Origin of the sequence: Amycolatopsis sp. NPDC049691 (assembly GCF_040675005.1) — a bacterium.
Lineage (GTDB): Bacteria > Actinomycetota > Actinomycetes > Mycobacteriales > Pseudonocardiaceae > Amycolatopsis.
The window spans coordinates 235,163-256,055 of sequence record NZ_JBFANX010000012.1; the positions used below are offsets into that span (position 1 = coordinate 235,163).

At 70.5% G+C, this 20,893-nt stretch carries 17 protein-coding genes; 8 read left to right on the forward strand and 9 right to left on the reverse strand.

Going from position 1 to position 20,893, the window contains the following annotated elements:
* Entirely contained in the window at positions 1–1,278 is a 1,278-nt protein-coding gene (gene paaK / locus AB0J40_RS27120) for a phenylacetate--CoA ligase PaaK (protein ID WP_364457727.1), read from the forward strand.
* Entirely contained in the window at positions 1,275–1,874 is a 600-nt protein-coding gene (locus AB0J40_RS27125) for a TetR/AcrR family transcriptional regulator (RefSeq protein WP_364457729.1), read from the forward strand. Before paaK ends, AB0J40_RS27125 begins: the two co-directional genes overlap by 4 nt.
* On the opposite strand, the gene AB0J40_RS27130 is transcribed toward AB0J40_RS27125, so the two are convergent.
* Both AB0J40_RS27130 and AB0J40_RS27135 read right to left on the reverse strand, forming a co-directional pair.
* Positions 1,863–3,029, reverse strand: coding sequence for a pentapeptide repeat-containing protein (locus AB0J40_RS27130; RefSeq protein ID WP_364457731.1), 1,167 nt, complete (start codon positions 3,027–3,029; stop codon positions 1,863–1,865). The two genes, AB0J40_RS27125 and AB0J40_RS27130, sit on opposite strands and share 12 nt — an antisense overlap.
* Before the next feature lie 106 nt (positions 3,030–3,135).
* Positions 3,136–3,447, reverse strand: a complete 312-nt coding sequence (locus AB0J40_RS27135) for a hypothetical protein (protein ID WP_364457733.1) — start codon at positions 3,445–3,447, stop codon at positions 3,136–3,138.
* A gap of 171 nt (positions 3,448–3,618) precedes the next feature.
* On the opposite strand from AB0J40_RS27135, the gene AB0J40_RS27140 reads away from it, so the two are divergent.
* A complete protein-coding gene (locus AB0J40_RS27140) occupies positions 3,619–4,290 on the forward strand; it encodes a TetR/AcrR family transcriptional regulator (RefSeq protein ID WP_364457735.1) in 672 nt (223 codons plus the stop codon).
* On the opposite strand, the gene AB0J40_RS27145 is transcribed toward AB0J40_RS27140, so the two are convergent.
* A complete protein-coding gene (locus tag AB0J40_RS27145; RefSeq protein WP_364457737.1) occupies positions 4,211–5,266 on the reverse strand; it encodes an AraC family transcriptional regulator in 1,056 nt (351 codons plus the stop codon). The two genes, AB0J40_RS27140 and AB0J40_RS27145, sit on opposite strands and share 80 nt — an antisense overlap.
* Positions 5,267–5,345: 79 nt before the next feature.
* Between AB0J40_RS27145 and AB0J40_RS27150 the strand changes: the two genes are divergently transcribed.
* The 3 genes from AB0J40_RS27150 (at position 5,346) to AB0J40_RS27160 (ending at position 9,634) form a co-directional block, all read left to right on the forward strand.
* Entirely contained in the window at positions 5,346–6,440 is a 1,095-nt protein-coding gene (locus AB0J40_RS27150; protein ID WP_364457739.1) for a winged helix DNA-binding domain-containing protein, read from the forward strand.
* A 75-nt stretch (positions 6,441–6,515) separates the two neighbouring features.
* Entirely contained in the window at positions 6,516–7,976 is a 1,461-nt protein-coding gene (locus AB0J40_RS27155) for an NAD(P)/FAD-dependent oxidoreductase (protein ID WP_364457741.1), read from the forward strand.
* Entirely contained in the window at positions 7,976–9,634 is a 1,659-nt protein-coding gene (locus tag AB0J40_RS27160) for a GMC family oxidoreductase (protein ID WP_364457743.1), read from the forward strand. Before AB0J40_RS27155 ends, AB0J40_RS27160 begins: the two co-directional genes overlap by 1 nt.
* Before the next feature lie 56 nt (positions 9,635–9,690).
* Here AB0J40_RS27160 and AB0J40_RS27165 read toward each other — a convergent pair whose 3' ends face one another.
* Positions 9,691–11,166, reverse strand: a complete 1,476-nt coding sequence (locus AB0J40_RS27165) for a glycosyl hydrolase family 18 protein (protein WP_364457745.1) — start codon at positions 11,164–11,166, stop codon at positions 9,691–9,693.
* Positions 11,167–11,311: 145 nt separating this feature from the next.
* On the opposite strand from AB0J40_RS27165, the gene AB0J40_RS27170 reads away from it, so the two are divergent.
* Positions 11,312–13,678 (forward strand): Tex family protein, encoded by a 2,367-nt coding sequence (locus tag AB0J40_RS27170; protein ID WP_364457747.1) that lies wholly within the window; start codon positions 11,312–11,314, stop codon positions 13,676–13,678.
* Between the two features lie 545 nt (positions 13,679–14,223).
* Here the strand turns inward: AB0J40_RS27170 and AB0J40_RS27175 are convergent.
* The 4 genes from AB0J40_RS27175 to AB0J40_RS27190 are packed head-to-tail and all read right to left on the reverse strand — an operon-like array spanning position 14,224 to position 17,801.
* Positions 14,224–14,637 carry a hypothetical protein gene (locus tag AB0J40_RS27175; protein WP_364457749.1) on the reverse strand — a complete coding sequence of 138 codons (414 nt, stop codon included), beginning with the start codon at positions 14,635–14,637 and terminating at the stop codon, positions 14,224–14,226.
* A gap of 4 nt (positions 14,638–14,641) precedes the next feature.
* On the reverse strand, positions 14,642–15,253 hold the full coding sequence (locus AB0J40_RS27180) for a VOC family protein (RefSeq protein WP_364457750.1): 612 nt from the start codon (positions 15,251–15,253) through the stop codon (positions 14,642–14,644).
* 29 nt (positions 15,254–15,282) lie between these two features.
* Complete coding sequence (locus AB0J40_RS27185) at positions 15,283–16,053, reverse strand: fumarylacetoacetate hydrolase family protein (protein ID WP_364457752.1); 771 nt, start codon at positions 16,051–16,053, stop codon at positions 15,283–15,285.
* 41 nt (positions 16,054–16,094) lie between these two features.
* Positions 16,095–17,801, reverse strand: coding sequence for an acyl-CoA dehydrogenase (locus AB0J40_RS27190; protein WP_364457754.1), 1,707 nt, complete (start codon positions 17,799–17,801; stop codon positions 16,095–16,097).
* A gap of 235 nt (positions 17,802–18,036) precedes the next feature.
* On the opposite strand from AB0J40_RS27190, the gene AB0J40_RS27195 reads away from it, so the two are divergent.
* Positions 18,037–19,662 (forward strand): DEAD/DEAH box helicase, encoded by a 1,626-nt coding sequence (locus AB0J40_RS27195; RefSeq protein ID WP_364457756.1) that lies wholly within the window; start codon positions 18,037–18,039, stop codon positions 19,660–19,662.
* Positions 19,663–19,900: 238 nt separating this feature from the next.
* Here AB0J40_RS27195 and AB0J40_RS27200 read toward each other — a convergent pair whose 3' ends face one another.
* Positions 19,901–20,842, reverse strand: a complete 942-nt coding sequence (locus AB0J40_RS27200; protein WP_364457758.1) for an acyl-ACP desaturase — start codon at positions 20,840–20,842, stop codon at positions 19,901–19,903.
* Positions 20,843–20,893: the final 51 nt, after the last annotated feature.

The window sequence follows — 20,893 nt, forward strand, 5'->3', positions numbered from 1 at the left end:
ATGATCGAGACGGACATCAGCGCGGACGAGCTGGCCGCCCTCCAGCTGGAACGTCTGCAGTGGACGCTCCGGCACGCGTACGCGAACGTGCCCGCCTACACGCGGAAGTTCGACGAGGCCGGCGTCCACCCCGACGACTGCAAGGAACCGGCCGACCTGGCGAAGTTCCCGTTCACGACTAAGCAGGACCTGCGCGAGAACTACCCGTTCGGGATGTTCGCCGTGCCGCAGGACCAGGTCCGGCGGATCCACGCCTCCAGCGGGACCACCGGCAAGGCCACCGTCGTCGGCTACACCGAGCAGGACATCGACACGTGGGCGACGGTGATGGCCCGGTCGATCCACGCGGCCGGCGGCCGGCCGGGGCACAAGGTGCACGTCGCCTACGGCTACGGCCTGTTCACCGGCGGCCTCGGCGCGCACTACGGCGCCGAAAAGCTCGGCTGCACGGTGATCCCGGCGTCCGGTGGCATGACCGCCCGGCAGGTCCAGCTGATCACCGACTTCCGGCCCGAGATCATCATGGTCACGCCGTCGTACATGCTGACGCTGCTCGACGAGTTCGAGCGCCAGGGCGTGGATCCTCGTTCGTCGTCGCTGAAGGTGGGCATCTTCGGCGCCGAGCCGTGGACCGAGCAGATGCGCGCCGAGATCGAGGAGCGGTTCGCGCTCGACGCCGTCGACATCTACGGGCTGTCGGAGGTGATGGGGCCGGGTGTCGCGCAGGAGTGCGTCGAGACGAAGGACGGCCTGCACATCTGGGAGGACCACTTCTACCCCGAGGTCATCGACCCGTACTCCGAGGAGGTCCTCGGCGACGGCGAGACCGGGGAGCTGGTGTTCACGTCGCTGACGAAGCAGGCGCTGCCGATCATCCGCTACCGCACCCGGGACCTGACGGCGCTTTCGCCGGGGACCGCGCGGCCGGCGTTCCGGCGGATGGCCAAGGTCACCGGCCGCACCGACGACCTGATCATCCTGCGCGGGGTCAACGTCTTCCCGACGCAGATCGAGGAGATCGTGCTGCGGACCGAAGGGCTGAGCCCGCACTTCCAGCTCGTCCGGTCCACGCGCGGGCGGCTCGACCACCTGACCGTCCGGGTGGAGGCGCGTCACGACGCTTCTTCGGGAGACCGTGACGCGGCCGCCGCTTCGCTGGTTTCGGGCGTGAAGGACGGCGTCGGCGTGACCGTCTCGGTGGAGGTCGTCGACCCGGACACCCTGGAGCGGTCGATGGGCAAGATGCGCCGGATCATCGACCAGCGGGAGCGGCCGTGACGGCCCCGCGGCGCGGGCGTCCGGGCTACGACCTGGAGTCGCTGCTGCAGGTGGCGGTGAAGCTGTTCAACGAGCGCGGCTACGACGGCACGAGCATGGAGGACCTGTCCCGCAAGCTCGGCATCACGAAGTCGGCGATCTACCACCACGTGCCGAGCAAGGAGGAGCTGCTGCGGCTGGCGGTGGACCGGGCACTGGACGGGTTGTTCGAGGTCGCGGCGTCGACCGACCAGCTGGACGGGCGCGCGATCGACCGGCTGGAGCACCTGGTGCGCGGCAGCGTACTGGTGCTGGCGGACCGGCTGCCGTTCGTGACGCTGCTGCTGCGCGTGCGGGGCAACACGAAGGTGGAGCGGGCGGCGTTGACGCGGCGTCGTGAGTTCGACCGGCTGGTGACGGACCTGGTGAAGCAGGCCGAGGCGGAGGGCGACATCCGGCCGGACGTCGACCCGTCGGTGACGGCGCGGCTGATCTTCGGCATGGTGAACTCGCTGATCGAGTGGTACAAGCCGCGCCGCGGCTCGGCGGCGACCGAAGTGGCGGACGCGGTGTGCAAGGTGGCTTTCGAAGGCCTGCGTACGGAGTCAGGACGGTGAGTCCCTCTTCGGAAGGAACGCTTCGGCACCCTCGATGTTGGCTGGATCGACCCCCTCGAAGTTGGCCCCTTGGGGAACTTTCGCGCGGTTAAAAAACGACTTGTCTCCAAATTCTGCCTGAGCAAAGTCCACGTCGGCTTCGAAATGACACTGCGCGAAGGAAGCGCCACCCGAAAACTTGGCACTACCGAACGAGGCTCGGCCTCGGAACCTGCACACGAAGAACCATGTTCGTTCCAGGAACGACGCGTCGCCGAAAAAAGCGTGATCGAACCGGGCATGCACAAAACTCGAAGAGCCGCCGAATACCACATCTTCGAACAAGGCCGTGTCGATGAATGTCGCCTGGCTGAAATCGGCGCTTCCGACGTGACAACCCTCGAAGTCGAACCCGACCAGGGTGGCCCCTCGCAAGTCAATGTCCGTCTCCGGCCAGAAACGCAGGGCAGTTGCACTCTCAGGAGCCGCTTCGTCCGGCTTCTTGAGGTGTTTCGTCAACAGCCGTTGCGCGGTGAGCCGTACTTCCAACTCAGCCAGAAACTCCTCGGCTCCCGCCTGGTGCACTCTCGGGCTCGGGCTCATCCTGCGCGCGACACCGGCCGGCTTCGCGCCGGAACGGGACGCTCCTCGCACCAGCTCCACGCGAGCAGCGTCGAAGGGTGCCCGAAGGTACGCGCAAAACACTTCGACGATGGTTTGCCGCTGCGTGACGTTGTCCTGAGCCACGCGTTCGAGGGCGTACATGCCGCCTTGCCGCACCGCCGCCTTGTCCGAACCCAGTTGCTCCACCGCCTTCACGTACAAGTCGGTCAAGCGGCGTTCCGCCGCATCATGCTCCGTGGCGGCGGCGACGCGGTCCAGGTGCAGTCGGTTCTGCTCGGCGAGCTGCCGCTGGAATTCGAACGCCCGGTCCGCCGCCTCCTGGTCGGCGTGCTTCTGGTTCAGGGCTATCTCCCCGGTCCGCTGACGGCGGGCGGCCAGCCAGAGGGCGGCCGCGCCACCTGTCCCGAGGACGATCGTTCCCGCCGTCTTGACCGCGTCGAGCTGGTCGGTGTGCTTGCCGTCGCCGAAGAGCAGCAGAAGGATCACAGCGAGGCCGATACCGAGGACGATCAGCCCGATCAAGAAGAGCGTGATGGCCCGGTTCGACAGCACGGGGTACGGCCGCTCGGAGCGTCGGCCTCCCTCCGACCCGGGCTCGGCATCTTGGCCGCGAGGAGGCATCACCCGGACAACTTAGCCGGAAGTGCCCGTCGGCGGGTCAGTCCCCGGCGGTCTGGGGCGGCCGGCCCGCTTGCCAAAGCAAGGCGTCGCGCAGCTGCTGGATCAGCCGCTCGTCGTCCGCTTCGGACGGGTCCACCCCCAGGGGGATCCAGCGCTCGGACACCTTCGCCCCCTCGTCGTAGCCCGTGATCACGATGCCGGAGTACGACAGCGATCCCTCGTCCGCGCAGTCGCCGTCCGGGAGGGGCTCGTCCGGCTCGAACTCCTCGTCGAAGCTGACGTGGCGATGCTGCAGGCGGACGCTCACCCAGCGTCCGGCCGGCCGGATCGGCGCGTCTTCTTCGGTCATCTGCTCCTGCCCCCGGTCGCGGGTCCCTGCCGTCTCGTCGCATCCGGGCGCCGGGGAGTTACCGGCCGGTTGTTCCGGTTGCGTAACGACGGTGTCCCACCCGAAACGAACCTTTTGACGAAGAGTCAACTACTTGTTGACAGCGTGCCGATCCCCGGCGAGGCTGGGCGGATGACCAGTGGGACCCGGCCGCGGCGGCGCCGCCTCGAACCGGCCGAACGGCGGGCGGAGATCCTCGCCGCCGCGCGGCACCTGTTCGGCGCCGGCAGCTACGCTTCGGTGTCCACTTCGGACATCGCCGAGGCCGCCGGGGTCGCGCGCCCGCTCATCAACCACTACTTCGGCGGCAAGCGCGAGCTCTACCTGGAAGTGGTGCGGCAGCTGATGATCGTGCCGGCGCCGGTCACCGAAGCGCTGCCGGACACCACGATGGAGGAGCGGCTGGCGATCGGCGTCGAACGCTGGATCGACGTCGTGGACCGCAACCGCGACGCCTGGCTGACCGTCATCGGCCCCGAGTCGGCGGGCCGCGACCCCGAAATCGAGCGGATCATGCTGGAGGCCGACGAGGTCGCCGCCGACCGCGTCCTGGAAGCCGCGCTGATGACCGACGTCACCGAAGGGCGCGACGAGCTGCGGGCGATGATCCGGTCGTTCGGCGGGATGCTGCGTGCGGCCTCGCGCGAGTGGCTGATCCGCGGCACGCTCGACCGCGCGGCGCTGCGCACCTTCCTCACCGATTCGATCCTCAACCTGCTGAAGCTCACCTACCCGGCGGTGCTTGCCGAGCGGCCCGGAAGCGCCGGGCGAACGCCGCCGGGGTCATCCCGGTCCACCGCTTGAACGCGTAGATGAAGCTCGACGCCTCGGCGTACCCGAGCCGGTACGCGACGTCCTCGACGGACAGGACACCGGTGTCGAGCAGCTCCTCGGCCAGCGTCTGGCGGACCTCGTCGACGAGCGCGCGGTAGCTCGTGCCGGCTTCGGTCAGCCGCCGCCGCAGCGTGCGCGTGCTGAGCGCCAGCTGGCGGGCGATCTCGTCCATGCCGGCGTCGACGCCGCCGAGCCGCACCAGGCGCTCGCGGACCTGCTGCGAGATTCCCGAGCGCCGGCGTTTGCGCGCGACGAGCGCTTCGCACTGCGCGGCGCACAGGGCGACGGTCTGCTCGTTGGCCTGCGGCAGCGGGCGGGCCAGCAGCGCCGGGTCGAGCGTCGCGCGGCAGGCGTCCGCGCCGAACCGCGGCACCACCCCGAACGCCGCCCGGTACGGGTCCACTGTGGACGACCGGTGCCGGAAGCCCAGGTCTTCCAGGGTGATCTCCGGCAGCAGGTCGCGCATGACCGAAAAGATCGCGGCCAGGTCGCGCAACACGAGGAACCGGGCGACGTCGGCGGGCACGCGGCTGTCGTCGAGCTCCAGCGTCAGCTTCCCGCCCGCCAGCTCGACGTGCGGGATGCAGAAGGCGAAGCTGAGGTCGAAGTAGCGCAGCGCGAACAGCATCGCGTCGCGCAGGGTCGGGCTGCTGATGCAGGCGAACCCGAAGATGCCGAAGGTGGTGACGCGGTAGCGGCGCCCGAGCTCCAGCGCCGTCGCGTCCGAACCGTCCAGCTCGGCCAGCGCCCGGACGACGGCCAGCTCCTGCCGCGCGTCGACCTGCACCGAGGGGTCGGCGAGCAGTTCCGGGGAGAGCGTCGTCGCGGCCAGGAGCTTCCCGGCGGGCAGGCCGCGGTCGGCGGCGAACCGGGTCATCAGCTCGATGCTCGCGGTGCCGCGCGGGAAGTCCCAGTCCCCGACGGCGGGCGCGGCGAGCTCGGCCATGGCCGGAATTATGGATGACGGCCGTTCGCGCGTCGAATCGAGGACCGGAACTGTCCGGGGTGATCGTTAGGGTGACGGCGTGGAGACCTTGAGCAGGCGGGCCCTGAACCGCGCGACGCTGGAGCGCCAGCTGCTGCTGCGCCGCGCGAAGATGTCCGCGTTCGACGCGGTGGAACACCTGGCCGGGCTGCAGGCACAGGCGCCGTTCCCGCCGTACTTCGCGCTGTGGTCGCGGCTGCACGGGTTCCGGCCGGCCGATCTCGCGGACCTGCTGGAGAGCAGGCAGGTCGTGCGGATCGCGCTGATGCGCGGCACGGTCCACCTGGTGACGGCGGCGGACGCCCTGGCGTGGCGGCCCGTCGTCCAGGTGCTCTACGAGCGCGACCTGAAGACGAACACCCAGCACGCGCCGGCACTGGCCGGGCTGGACCACGCCGCGGTCGCCTCCGCGGCGCGTGAACTGCTTTCGCGGTCGCCGTTGTCGAGCACGGCGCTGGGTGCGGCACTGGCGGAGAAGTGGGACGTCCCCGCGGCGTCCCTGACCCACCTGGCGCGGGCGCGGCTGCCGCTGGTGCAGACCCCACCGCGGGCGATCTGGGGCAAGGCCGGGCAGACGACGTACGCGTGCCTCGACGAGTGGGTCGGCGAGCCGCTCCCGCCGCCTTCGCCCGCTTCGCTCATCGCGCGGTACCTGCGCGCGTTCGGGCCGGCGTCGGTGGCGGACGTGCAGGCGTGGGCGGGCATCACCCGGTTGGGCGAAGTGGCCGCGTCGATGGACCTGAAGCGGTATCGCGACCCGGACGGCCGCGAGCTGCTGGACCTGCCGGAGCTGACCGTGCCGGACGAGGACGTGCCGGCGCCGCCAAGGCTGCTCGGGCCGTTCGACCAGATGATCCTGTCGTTCGCGGACCGGACGCGGGTGATTTCCGACGCCTACCGCAAGCGCGTGATCACGCAGAACGGCCTGGTCAAGGGCACCCTGCTGGTCGGCGGCCAGGTGCGGGGCTTCTGGGAACTGCGGAAGGAGCGCAAGGCGGCGGTGGTCGAGCTGTCGCCGTTCGAGAAGCTGCCGAAGCGCGACCTGGGTGCGCTGGAGAGCGCGGCCGGGCGGCTGGTGGAGTGGGCGGAGCCGGCCGCGGAGACCCGGGAGGTGCGGATCCTGGCTCCGGAGTGAGGCTGGCCGGAATTCTCGATTGGGTGACCGTTCGTGGCCTGTTGTCACAGGCTCCCGCTGCGTAGCTTTTTCCGCATGAGTAGTTCGGCGAAGGGGCCGTCGGTGCTGATCGTGGGCACCGGGTTCGGCGGCATCGGCACGGCGGTCGAGCTGAAGCGCGCCGGGTTCACCGACTTCACGATCCTGGAGAGCGCGGCCGAGGCCGGCGGCGTCTGGCGGGACAACACCTACCCCGGCGCCGCGTGCGACATCCCGTCGCCGCTGTATTCGTACTCCTTCGAGCCGAACCCGCGGTGGCCGAAGCGGTTCTCGCACCAGCCGGACATCCTGGCCTACCTGCGCGGCGTCATCGCCAAGTACGGCCTCGAGCCGCACATCCGGTACCGGACCGAGGTCACCGGGGCGGCGTTCGACGCCGACCGCGGCGTCTGGCGCGTCGAGACGCCGGACCGGACGTACGAGGCCACCGTCTTCGTGCCCGCCGTCGGTCAGCTGTCCCGGCCGGTGCTGCCGGACATCCCCGGCCGCGAGAGCTTCACCGGCGACGCCTTCCACTCCGCGCGGTGGGACCACGGCGTCGAGCTGACCGGCAAGCGCGTGGCCGTGATCGGCACCGGGGCCAGCGCCGTCCAGTTCGTGCCCGAGCTGCGCAAGTACGCCAAGCACGTCACGGTCTTCCAGCGCACGCCGCCGTACGTCATGGCGAAGTCCGATCCGTCCTACCGGCGGTGGCAGCACTGGCTGTTCGAGCACCTGCCGCCCACGCAGCTGCTCGGCCGGCTGCGGATCTTCCTGCTGGCCGAGTACGCCACGTACGCGATGACGAAGCACCCCGCGCTGGCGAAGATGTTCGAGCTGCGGACCGCGCAGCTGCGGCGCCGCCACATCAAGGACCCCGAGCTGCGCGCGAAGCTGAAGCCGTCCTATCCCCTGGGCTGCAAGCGGATCCTGTTCACCAACGACTACCTGCCGGCGCTGGCGCAGCCGAACGTCGACGTCGAGACGCGGCGGATCTCGTCGATCACCGCACGCGGAGTGCGCGTCGAAGACGGAACCGAACTGGAGGCGGACGTCCTGGTCTACGGCACCGGGTTCGCCGCGACGGAGTTCCTCGGCCGGATGAAGGTCACCGGCCTCGGCGGCCGGTCGCTGCAGGACGAGTGGGCCGGCGGCGCGCGGGCGTACCTGGGCATGGCGGTGCCCGGGTTCCCGAACATGTTCTGCGTCTACGGGCCCAACACCAACCTCGGCGCCGGGTCCATCATCTACATGATCGAGCGCCAGGCGCGCTACATCCGCCAGGCGGTGGAACAGCTCGCGCGGCCCGGGGTGTCCTATGTAGACGTCCGGGCCGACGTCGAGGAGCGGTACGACCGGGAGGTCCAGCGGCGGCTGGGCCGCAGCGTCTGGAGCGCGTGCACCAGCTGGTACCGCCAGGCCGACGGCCGGGTGACGACGAACTGGCCGGGCCTGGTCACCGAGTACGACCGCCGGACCCGGCGGCTCGACGTCGGCGACTACCGGGTGGTGGCGTGATGGACTACGACGTCCTGGTGATCGGGTCCGGGTTCGGCGGCAGCGTCACGGCGCTGCGGCTGACCGAGAAGGGCTACCGCGTCGGCGTGCTGGAGAGCGGCCGCCGGTTCGCCGACGACGAGTTCGCGAAGACGTCGTGGCGGCTGCGCAAGTACTTGTGGGCACCCGCGTTGGGGTGTTTCGGCATCCAGCGGCTGACCCTGCTGAAGAACACGTTCGTGATGAGCGGCTCCGGTGTCGGCGGCGGTTCGCTGGTGTACGCGAACACGCTGTACGAACCGCCGGACAAGTTCTACGAAGACCCGCAGTGGGCGCACATCACGGACTGGAAGGCCGAGCTGGCGCCGTACTACGACCAGGCGAAGCGGATGCTGGGCGTGGTCGAGAACCCGGCGACGACGCCCGCGGACCGGGTGCTGCGGGACGTCGCCGAGGACATGGGCATCGGGCACACGTACCGCCGCACGCCGGTCGGTGTCTACTTCGGACAGTCCGGAGTGGACCCGTTCTTCGGTGGCGCCGGCCCCCTGCGCTCTCCCTGCACCCTGTGCGGCGAATGCATGACCGGGTGCCGGGTCGGGGCGAAGAACACGACGGTGAAGAACTACCTGTACCTGGCGGAACAGGCGGGTGCGGTGGTGCACCCGCTGACCACCGCGGTGTCGGTACGGCCGATTCCCGGCGGGTACGCGGTCGGCACGCGGCGCACCGGCGGCCTTTCCCGCCGGACGTTCACGGCGTCGCAGGTCGTCTTTTCGGCGGCTTCATTGGGGACACAGCGGCTCCTGCACCGGATGCGCGACAACGGGACGCTGCCCGGGTTGTCGCCTCGGCTGGGACTGCTGGCCCGGACGAACTCGGAAGCCGTGCTGGCGGCGCGCTCGCTGCGGCCGGGCACGGACTACACGCGCGGGGTGGCGATCACGTCGTCGATCCACCCGGACTCCGTGACGCACGTGGAGCCGGTGCGTTATGGGCGCGGCAGCAACGTGCTGGGCTTGCTGGCGACGGTGCTGGTGGACGGCGAGCCGGGTCGTCGTCGCTGGGTGCTGGGCTTGCGGGAACTGTGGCGTGCTCGGCGCAACTTGCTGCGGATCCACAACCCGCGCCGGTGGTCCGAGCGGATGATCGGGCTGCTGGTGATGCAGACGCTGGACAATTCCGTGACGACGTACACGAAGCGTGGGTTGTTCGGCCGCCGGATGACGACGCGCCAGGGAACGGGAGCGCCGTCGCCGTCGTGGATCCCGGCGGGCCACGAGGTGACCCGCCGGGTGGCCGAGAAGATCGGCGGGCTCCCGCAGGGCGCGTGGACGGACCTGGCGAACATCCCGATCACGGGCCACTTCATCGGCGGCTGCACGATCGGCGATTCGCCTTCGTCGGGGGTGATCGACCCTTACCAGCGGGTGTACGGGTATCCGGGGCTGCACGTAGTGGACGGGTCGGCGATCACTGCGAACCTGGGGGTCAACCCGTCTTTGACGATCACCGCGCAGGCGGAGCGGGCGATGGCGTTTTGGCCCAATCGGGGGGAAGCGGATCCGCGGCCGGCGTTGGGGTCGCCGTATGAGCGGGTGGCTCCGGTGGCACCTTTGAAGCCGGTGGTGCCGGCGGAGGCACCGGGAGCGTTGAGGTTGCCGATCACGCCTCGCTGAGCGCGTGAAGAGGCCCTCCCGGCCGCGCTTCCGGGAGGGCCTTCCTCAGCGCACGGTCACGGCAGGCCCGCAAGCCCCGCCGAGACCGTGTTGGCGAACGCGTACCCGTTCGACGCGTCCCAGTTGATCGACCACGTCATCGCGCCGCGGATCGTCGGGTACGTCGTCGACGGCTTGAACGAGCCGCACGACGTTCCGCGGGCCAGGCAGTTCAGCGCCGACACCGTGTTCGACGGGGCCTGGTAGCCGCCGCCGGCCGCCTGGGACGACGCCGGGAGGCCCAGGCCCACCTGGTCCGCCCGCAGGCCGCCCTGGAGCTGGATGCACGCCAGTGCCGTCAGGAAGTCGACCGTGCCCTGTGCGTACACGCTGCCGTTGCAGCCGAGCATCGTGCCGGAGTTGTAGTACTGCATGTTGACGACCGTCAGGATGTCCTTGATGCCCAGCGCGAGCTGGAAGTAACCACCGGAAGTGGACTGCATGTCGATCGTCTGCGGCGCCATCGTGATGACCTTGCCGCCGCCGTTGTAGATGCTGCGCAACGCCTGGCCCATGTACGTCGCGTTGATGCCGTTCTCGAGGTCGATGTCGACGCCGTCGAAGCCGTAGGTCGAGATCAGCGACTTCACGCTGTTCGCGAAGTTGTTCGCCGACGTCGAGTCGGCGACGCTGATCGTGCCGTTCTGGCCGCCGACCGAGATGATCACCTTCTGGCCGCGCGCCTGCACCGTCTTCACGTCCGCCTTGAACTGCGCGTCCGTGTAGCCGCCGAGCTGCGACGACAACCCGGAGTCGAGCGTGAAGCTCACCGCGCCCGGCGTACCCGTCGCGTCCGCGAACGACACCGCGATGATGTTGTACTTCGCCGGGACGTCGGCCAGCTTCAGCGCCTTGGCGCCGTTGTAGAAGTTCTGCCAGTAGCCGGTCAGGACGTGCTTCGGCAGGTCACCCTGCGTGGGCGGCGGCGTGGTCGTCGTCGGCGGGGTCGTGGTGGTCGGCGGTGTGGTGGGCGTCGTCGGCGTGGTCGGTGTCGTCGGCGGCGGGGTGCCCGGGCCGTCGAGGTTGACGTCGTCGGCGTAGTACGTCGGCTGGCCGTACCAGCCGTGCAGGTACACCGTCAGCGACGTGCTCGCGCCGGTCGTGAAGCTCAGCGACAGCTGCTGGTAGCCGCTGGTGCCCGGCGTCCACGTGCTGGTCGTCGCCGAGCCGGAAACGCCCAGGTAGACGTAGCTGCCCTGGACCCACGCCGACAGCTTGTACGCCGTGTTCGCCGAGACGGTGAGCGTCTGCGAGCACTGCGCGTTGTCGGACGACGTCGGCGTCGCGCTCAGCGCGCGGCTGCCGCTGTGCACCGGGGTGCTCACCGCGGTCGGCGTGGCGGTGCACGTCCAGCCCGCGGTGCCGGACTCGAAGCCCGGGTTGGCCAGGATGTTCGCCGCCGCGGCGTTGCCGGAGAGGACGAACGTCACGCCGAGACTCAGCGCGACCACGGAAAGTAACGAAAGCAGTGCTAGCCGGACCTTGGGGACCACGGGCGACCTCCACGACGGTGGTGAGGCAGGTCACCACAAAATGGACTAGACCAATCTGATTGTCAAGGAGCCCCATCCGAAAGTCGGGGTGGCGGAAACGGCAGAATGAGACGATCGGAACCAGGCGAAGCAGGAGCGTGTAGCAGTGAGCGTGTCGGTCGAGCAGAAGATCGCCGAAGAACTGGGCGTGCGCGAAGGACAGGTCAAGGCCGCCGTCGAGCTGCTCGACGGCGGGTCGACCGTGCCGTTCATCGCGCGCTACCGCAAGGAAGTCACCGGCATGCTCGACGACGCGCAGCTGCGCACGCTCGAGGAGCGGCTGCGCTACCTGCGGGAACTCGACGAGCGACGGCTCGCCGTGCTCGAGTCGATCCGGAGCCAGGGCAAGCTCGACGACGCCCTCGAGGCCTCGATCCTCGCCGCGGACACGAAGTCACGGCTGGAGGACATCTACCTCCCGTACAAGCCGAAGCGCCGCACGAAGGCCATGATCGCGCGCGAAGCGGGTCTCGAGCCGCTGGCCGACGGCCTGCTGAACGACCCGACCACGGACCCGCAGGCGGCGGCCGCGGTGTTCGTCGACGCGGACAAGGGCGTCGCGGACGCGCAGGCGGCGCTCGACGGCGCCCGCGCGATCCTCGTCGAGCGCTTCGCCGAGGACGCCGATCTCATCGGTGACCTGCGCGAGAAGATGTGGGGCCAGGGCCACCTGGTCGCCAAGGTCCGCGCCGGCAAGGAGGAGGAAGGCGCGAAGTTCTCCGACTACTTCGACTTCTCCGAGCCCTACACCAAGCTCCCCTCGCACCGGATCCTCGCGATGCTGCGCGGCGAGAAGGAGGAGGTCCTCGACCTCACGATGGCGCCGGACGAGCCCAGCGACGAGCCGCAGGTCGGCCCGACGGAGTACGAGCAGCGCATCGCCGCGAAGTTCGGCATCACGCAGCAGGGGCGGCCGGCCGACAAGTGGCTCGGCGACACGGTGCGCTGGGCGTGGCGCACCAAGATCCTCCTGCACCTCGGCATCGACCTGCGGATGCGGCTGCGCCAGGCGGCCGAGGACGACGCCGTGCGCGTGTTCGCGTCGAACCTGCGTGACCTGCTGCTCGCGGCGCCGGCCGGCACCCGCGCCACGATGGGCCTCGACCCGGGCTTCCGCACCGGCGTCAAGGTGGCCGTCGTGGACGCGACCGGCAAGGTCGTCGACACCCACGTCATCTACCCGCACCAGCCGGCGAACAAGTGGGACCAGTCGATCGCCGAGCTCGCCGCGCTGTGCGCGCGGCACAAGGTGGACCTGATCTCGATCGGCAACGGGACGGCGTCGCGCGAGACGGACAAGCTGGCCCAGGAGCTGATCAAGAAGCACCCGTCGTTGAACTTGACGAAGGCCGTGGTGTCGGAGGCGGGCGCGTCGGTGTACTCGGCGTCGGCGTTCGCTTCGCAGGAGCTGCCGAACATGGACGTCTCGCTGCGCGGCGCGGTCTCGATCGCGCGCCGGCTGCAGGACCCGCTGGCCGAGCTGGTGAAGATCGACCCGAAGTCGATCGGCGTCGGGCAGTACCAGCACGACCTGTCCGAGGTGTCGCTGTCGCGCTCGCTGGACGCGGTGGTCGAGGACTGCGTGAACGCGGTCGGCGTCGACGTCAACACCGCGTCCGCTCCCCTGCTGACCCGGGTTTCGGGCATCACGACCGGGCTCGCCGAGAACATCGTCGCGCACCGCGACACGAACGGGCCGTTCCGCTCCCGGATGGCGCTGAAGGAGGTCGCGCGGCTGGGCCCGAAGGCGTTCGAGCAGTGCGCTGGCTTCCTGCGCATCCCGGACGGCGACGACCCGCTCGACTCGTCGGCGGTGCACCCGGAGGCGTACCCGGTGGTCCGGCGGATCCTGTCGAAGACGGGCACGGACATCCGCTCGCTGATCGGCAACACGCGGACGCTGTCGTCTCTTCGGCCCGCCGACTTCGTGGACGACACGTTCGGTCTCCCGACGGTGACGGACATCCTGGCCGAGCTGGACAAGCCGGGCCGCGACCCGCGCCCCGCCTTCAAGACGGCGACGTTCGCGGAGGGCGTGGACAAGATTTCCGACCTGAAGCCGGGGATGCGGCTCGAAGGTGTCGTGACGAACGTGGCGGCGTTCGGCGCGTTCATCGACGTCGGCGTGCACCAGGACGGGCTCGCGCACGTTTCGGCTCTGTCGAAGAACTTCGTGAAGGATCCCCGCGAGGTCGTGAAGCCCGGGGACATCGTGAAGGTCAAGGTGCTCGACGTCGACGTGCCGCGGAAGCGGATTTCGCTGACGCTGCGGCTGGACGACGAGCCCGGGGCCGGCGCCTCGCGCGGCGGTGGCGGTGGTGGCGGTGGCCGTGATCGGGGCCAGCAGGGTGGCGGCGGTCAGCGTCGTGGTGGCGGCGATCGGCGTGGTGGCGGCGGCCGGGACCGTGGGGGCAACTCCGCGGCCAGTGGGTCCATGGCGGATGCCCTGCGGCGGGCGGGGTTCGGTAAGTAGAACTCCGGTTGTCCACAGGTAATTGGGGATGTGGACAACTTCTCCGGTCGGTGGCTTTCTGGCCGGGTTTGTCGGTGGGCGGGGATAGACTGGACCGGGGTCAGCCCCCTGGGAGTGGCGGGGCCACTCCTGGGGGGCTTCCTTGTCGGCATTGCGCCGGTTCGGCGCAATGCGGCCGGCCCACCGCGAACGGCGCCGCGGCTCGTTCTCCGCCGCGTCCCGCGTGGGTGCGGCGAGCCCGCTGACCTGCCGGTGCGGGCCTTCCCCGCGCCCGCTCAGCGCAACTCGACCAGCCCCACCGCCAACGACGCCGCGGCTCATTCACCGCCATGTCCCCCGCGGGTGCGGCGAACCCGCTGACCTGCCGGTGCGGGCCCTCCCCCGCGCCCGCTCAACGCAACGCAACATGACCAGCCCTACCGCGAACGACGCCGCGGCTCGTCCACCACCGCGTCCCGAACGGGTGCGGCGAACCCGCCAATTCGGTTGTGCGGGCCTTCCCATGCCACTGCCAGACGAGTTCGCCGAACAAGTCCCACCCGGAATCAGCGGAGCGCGAAGAGCCCCACGGCGAACAACACCGCCGGCACCACCGCCGCCGACCCGCTGATCAGCCACGTCCCGCCGCGCCAGCCTGCCGGGGACGCGTCGAGCACCAGCCTGCGCACCAGCGCCGCCTCGACCACCGCCGTCAGCAGGAATCCCAGGCCGACGCTGAAGATCGCCGCCGCGCCGACGAAGAACAAGCCTGATGTCGACGCCGCCGCCAGTGGGGCCGCGATCTCCCACCGCACCACGCCCGCGGCCGCCGCCAGCAGCGCCAGCAGCAGCACGAACGCCACCAGGAAGCCGATCCGTGCGGTCGTCCGGTGCTGGGCGTGCGCGAACCACCAGAACCCCGCGTCGAGCAGCAGGACGACCGCGGCGAGCACCAGGAACCCGGCACGGAACGTCAGCACCCGATCACCCTAGCGAGACCTGGCTCATGATCGCGGTGACGTGGCCGTCGGGGTCGGTGAAGAACGCCATCCACTCCTCCACCCCGGACTCGTGCCGGAAGATCAGGTGCGGCGCGCCGAGGAACTCGACGCCCTTCGCCCGCAGCGCGTCGTAGGCCGCGTCGATGTCCGGGACGCGGAAGTAGAGCACCGATTCGGTGCCCTTCGGCTCGCCGGCGGTCAGGAACAACCGGAGGCCGTCGCAGTCGAAGAACGCCAAGTCGCCGAACGTGTAGAGGTGCGGCAGGCCCAGGACGTCGCCGTAGAACGCCTTCGCGCGCTCGAGGTCGGTGACCGTCCGCGAAACCTGCCCGATCGGTCCCAGCATCGGTTCCTCCTCGGAAACCCGGCCGAGCGCGCTGTCCGCCGGGGCGCCGCGCCACGCGCGCAGCTCGGCCCGCCCGGCCAGGCCGAGCTTGCGGACGGCGTTGCCCACGTGGAACTTGACCGCGTCCCGGCTGGTGCCGCGCCGCCGCGCGATCTCGGCGTTGGACAGGCCGTGGCGGACCGCGTCGACCACCCGCCACTCGGCGGGGGTCAGCCGGTCCGGGTGCCGTGGCCTGCCGCGCTCGCCCACGCGCCGACGATAGCCCTCCGGCCGCCGAATTACCCTCCCCCGGCGAACCGCGCCTCGACGCTGCCCAGCGCGCCGAAGTCAGCGACGACGTGGCCGCCGGCGTGGATCGGGCACGGCGGGGTCGCCGTCCCGGTCGTCACGACGTCGCCCGGGCGCAGGGACCGGCCGTGGCGGCTCAGCTCCATCGCCAGCCAGTGCAGCGCCAGCCGCGGGTCGCCGAGCACCAGGCTCCCGCTGCCGCGCGAGAACTCCGCGCCGTCGGCATGCAGGACGACGCCCCGCCGCGGCAGGTCGAGGTCGCGCCAGCCCGGCACCGGCCGTCCTTCGACGAACCGGCCCGCGCAGGCGACGTCGGCCAGCAGCTGCGGGCCGCCCGCGTGCTGGTGGTCGGTGTAGCGGCTGTCCGGCAGTTCGAGCGCGAGGAACATCGTGTCGACGGCGTCGAGCACCGCGGTCAGCGACGGCGACGGCCCCGGGTCGGCCTTGAGCCGGAAGGCGAACTCAGGTTCGGCGACGCCCATGGTCATGGTGTCGGCGGGCACGGGCTCGCCCTCGGCGTGGCGAAACCGCTCGAACATCACGCCAGGCAGCGGGCCGGGGACGTCGAGGTACTGCCGCGCGTACGCGGTCGTCGCGGCGATCTTCCAGCCGGACACCGGCCCGGCCAGCTCGGCGAGCGCGGTCTGGGCGGCCATGCCTTCGGCGGCGTCGCGCGGGCGGGCGTCGTCCGGCAGGCCGTCGAGGCGTTTCCCGGTCTGCCACGCGTCCCAGATGAGTTCCGCCGCCCGCTCTCGGTTCACGCTCGTGATCTTGCCAATCGGACGACCGGGTGTCGATCGGCTTACGGGTTCATCGCGTAGACCCCGGAAAGCGCGCGGACGCGCGCCCAGACGTTCTCGAAGCGCTCGGCGTCCACCACCGGCTTGCGCAGCGCGGCCAGCGCGATCGCCTGCTGGGCGTCGGTCGAGCTCGCCTTGCCGTTGAGGTCCACCGCCGCCGCGCTGAAGTCCTGGACGAGCACCGCGAAGATCTGGTCGACGACCTCCTCGTCCAGGCCGGTGATCCGCGCCTGCTCCAGGACCAGCTGGCCGTACACGATGAGCGTGAACAGCTCGGTCAGCGCGAGCCCGAAGTCGAGGTCGGCCTGCTGGGCCTCGTCCGGCGCCGCCTCGGTGAGCAGCTTGACCAGGTAGCCCGCCTGCTCGGTGAACAGCGCGACGTTGGGGATGTGCGCGGCTTCGGCGTAGGCGGTCTTCCAGTCGTGGAACCGGATCTTCGACAGGCCGCGCGCGGGGCCCTGGCGGAAGAGGAACTCGTCGTCCGCGGCGTCGGTGCGCGTGCCGACCGGCGCGTACTCCTGCGGCGCGAACAGGTACGCGGGCATGAACTTCGCGATCAGCGCGAGGTTCACCGCCACCGTGCCTTCGAGCTTCGGGAGGCCGTCGATGTCGTTCTTGGACATCGCGAGGTAGGTGTCGGCCTCGAAACCCTTGGCCGCGACGACGTCGGCGACCAGGCCGATCACCTTCTGCGCCTCGGTCGTCACCTTCATCTTGGTGATCGGGTTGAACAGCAGGTAGCGGCGGTCTTCGGCGTTCGCGCTGCGGAAGTAGTCGACGGCGCGATCGGAGAACAGCTTCATCGCCGTCAGCCGCGCGTAGGCCTCGACGAACTCGCGGCGCACGTGCGGGAAGTCCGTGACGGGCTTGCCGTACAGGACGCGGTTGTGCGCGTGCGTGATGGCCTCGTACAGCGAGTGCGTCGCCATGCCGATGCCGCCGAAGCAGAGGTTGAACTTGCCGATGTTGACGGTGTTCAGCGCGGCGCTGAAGGCTTCGGCGCCGACGTGCAGGATGTCCTCGGCGCGCACCGGGTAGTCCTCGAGCCGGAACTCCGCGACGTACATCTGCGACGGCACCACGTTCTTCACGACGTGGTAGTTCGGGTGCTCGGAGTCGGCGTAGAAGAAGACGTACTGGTCCGGACCTTCGACGCCGTCGATGCGGCCGAACACCGACACCGTGCGCGCGCAGTTGCCGTTGCCGATGTAGTACTTGGAACCGGTCGCGCGGTAGCCGTCACCGTCCTTGGTGAGCACCATGTCGGACGAGTAGATGTCGGCGCCGTGGTCCTTTTCGGACAGTCCGAACGCGCCGACGCCGCCGGCGTCGAGGGCGGCCGCCGCGCGCTCGCGTGCTTTCGCGTTGCCGCTCTGCCACACCGGGCCGAGGCCGAGGATCGTGACCTGCCACGGGTACCAGTAATTCAGGCCGTAGAACCCGAGGATTTCCGACAGCGCGGCGATGCGGCTGGTGTCCCAGCGCTTGTCGGGGTTGCCGTCGGCGTTCGCGGCCGGGGTCAGGAACGTCGAGAACAGGCCTTCCTTGCCCGCGAACTCGAGGAAGTCCGCGTAGAAGGTGCGGTTGTGGTAGTCCTCGGTCAGCTTCGCCTTGCCGCGCTGCTCGAACCAGTCGATGGTGGCGCGCAGCAGGCGCCGCGTCTCGGCGTCGAAGTGCGCCGGGTCGTACTCGCGCGGGTTCAGCAGCATGGTCGTCCTCCTCGATTACCGACCGGTAACTTAGCAAGCCCCCTAGGTGCGGGCAATCTCACTAGGGGTACGTCACCCTCGTTCGGTACACTGATCATGCGGGCCGCTCAGTTCTGCCTCGGCCCGCTGCTGTTGTCGACTACCACGCGCCGCGGCCGTTGACCGGTCTGCGCCGGGCAGGACAACCCTTCTCAGGTAATGGAGATCAGGGCGTTTCGCGCGCCCGCACGTACTTATGAGCACTTTCGCCGAACTGGGCCTGCCGACTCCTCTCGTGGCCGCGCTGGCCACCCAGGGCGTCACCGAGCCCTTCCCCATCCAGGCGGCGACCCTGCCGCACACCCTCGCCGGGCGTGACGTGCTGGGGCGCGGCCGCACCGGCTCCGGCAAGACGTACGGCTTCGTGCTGCCCGTGCTGACCCGCCTCGCCGCGGGCCCGACGCGGCGCAAGCCCGGCCGTCCCCGCGCGCTGATCCTGGCGCCGACCCGCGAGCTGGCGACGCAGATCGAGGCGTCGATCCTGCCGCTGGCCAAGCCGCTGGGCCTGAAGACGACCACCATCTTCGGCGGCGTCAGCGCGAACCCGCAGATCACGAAGCTGCGTGACGGCGTCGACATCGTCGTCGCCTGCCCCGGCCGGCTCGCCGACCACATGCGCTCCGGGCACGTGAAGCTCGACGCCGTCGAAATCACCGTGCTGGACGAGGCCGACCACATGGCCGACCTGGGCTTCCTGCCCGAGGTGCGGCGGATCATGGACGCAACGCCGTCGCGCGGGCAGCGGCTGCTGTTCTCGGCGACGCTGGACAACGGCGTGGACGTGCTGGTCAAGCGGTTCATGGACGACCCGGTGCTGCACAGCGTCGACTCGGCGCAGTCGCCGGTGGCGACGATGGAGCACCACGTCCTGCACCTCGAGGAGACCCACCGGCTGCCGGTGCTGGTCGACCTGACGGCGGCGCCCGGACGCACGCTCGTGTTCACGCGGACGAAGAGCCGCGCGAAGGCGCTGACGCGCAAGCTCGTGGCGTCGGGCGTGCCGGCGGTGGAGCTGCACGGCAACCTGGGTCAGAACGCGCGGACGCGCAACCTCGAGGCATTCTCTTCCGGCACCGCGAAGACGCTGGTCGCGACGGACATCGCGGCGCGCGGCATCCACGTCGACGACGTCCGGCTGGTCATCCACGCGGACCCGCCGGTGGAGCACAAGGCGTACCTGCACCGCTCGGGCCGCACGGCGCGCGCGGGGGCGTCGGGCACGGTGGTGACGCTGATGACGGACGCGCAGGTCCGCGACGTGCGGGACCTCACGCGCAAGGCGGGCATCAAGCCGACCACCACCCAGCTCGGGCCGGGTCACCCCTTGCTGGCGGAGCTGGCACCGGGCGAGCGGACGTTTTCGAAGGCACCGGCGGTGGACAACCGGCCGAAGAAGGTGACGGCTTCGGGCGCGGCGCCGGGTGCGGGCCGCGGCCGCCGGGGTGGCGCGCCGAAGGAGAACCGCGGCGGGCAGCAGGCCCGGGCGCGACGCGAGGAGCAGCCCCGCTCCGGCCGTTCCGGTGGCGCTTCGGGTTCGCAGCGCTCCGGCGCTCCGGCTGCTTCGGGCGGGACACGGCGTTCCGGCGCTCCGGCTGCTTCGGAGGGCCCGCGTCGCTCCGGCGCTCCGGCTGTTTCGGAGGGCTCGCGTCGCTCCGGCACTCCGGCCGCTTCGGGCGGGGCACGGCGGTCCGGTGGTCAGGCTTCGGGTGGCTCGCGTCGCTCGGGTGCTCCGGCCGCTTCCGGTGGGGCGCCGAGGCGCTCCGGCGGTGCGGCGGCGTTCTCGTCCGGCACCCGGGCGGGGTCGCGGCGTAGCGGGCGCTGAGCCAGAGGGTTCGCGAAGGCCGCCTCGGATTCTCCGGGGCGGCCTTCGGCACGTCCGGGTCCTGTCCGGCCAGGCCGCGGCGACTCCGCCGCGGCCTTCCGCACGGCCCGGCGGCGTTCTCTTCGGGCACCCGAGGGCGCCCGGCGCGGCCGACTCGGGCAGCTTCTGCCGGGCCGGCCGCGGCTCCCCACGCACGTGAAGGCCGTCTCGGATTCGTCCGAGGCGGCCTTCGCCGTCGTCAGAGCGCCGGGAGACCTCGGGCGGCGGCTCGGGCAGCCGCGGCGTCGCGCCGCTCCTCGAAGCGCGCGGCCTGGGTGTTCAGCGTCTTGAGGAACGCCGCGAGCTCCTCGCGGGCCGTCTCGCCGACCTGGCCGAAGCCGGTCCGGTCGAACACCTTCCAGTACCGCAGCAGCGGCTGCACGACGTCGTCGTGGTGGATGCGCAGGTCGTAGATACCCGCCTTGGCGATCAGCGCCGCCTTGCGGGCGAAGCTCGGGATGACCGCGCCGGGCATCGCGAAGTCGAGGACCTCGTCGGTGATCGCGCGCATCGTCGCGTCCGGGGCGATCTCGAACGCCGCCTTCACCAGGTTGCGGTAGAAGACCATGTGCAGGTTCTCGTCCGTGGAGACGCGGGTCAGCAGCTTCTCCGCCAGCGGGTCCTGCGTGTAGCGGCCGGTGTTGCGGTGCGAAAGCCGCGTCGCCAGCTCCTGGAACGACACGTACGCGCAGACCCGCAGCAGCGGCTTGTCGCCGGTCTCGTAGCCGGCCTGCATGGTCTCCATGCGCATCCGCTCGAGCTCGACCGGGTCGACCGCCCGCGTCACGAGCAGGTAGTCGCGGATGCAGATGCCGTGCCTGCCCTCCTCGGCCGTCCAGCGGTGCACCCACGTGCCCCAGGCGCCGTCGCGGCCGAAGGCGCGCTCGATCTCCCGGTGGTAGCTCGGCAGGTTGTCCTCGGTGAGCAGGTTGACCTCGAGCGCGGTCCGCGCGATGGGCGACACCCGCGACTGCTCCGGGTCCCACGCCTCGCCGCCCAGGTCGGCGAAGTTCCGGCCTTCGCTCCACGGCACGTATTCGTGCGGCATCCACTCCTGGGCGGCGGCGAGGTGACGGTTGAGGTTCTCCTCGACCGTCCCCTCGAGCTCGTACATCAGCGCGGTGCTCTCGGAGACGGTCATGCGCGTCCTTCCGGGGGATCGGGGCTACGCGACCGTAAGTTACGGTGCCGT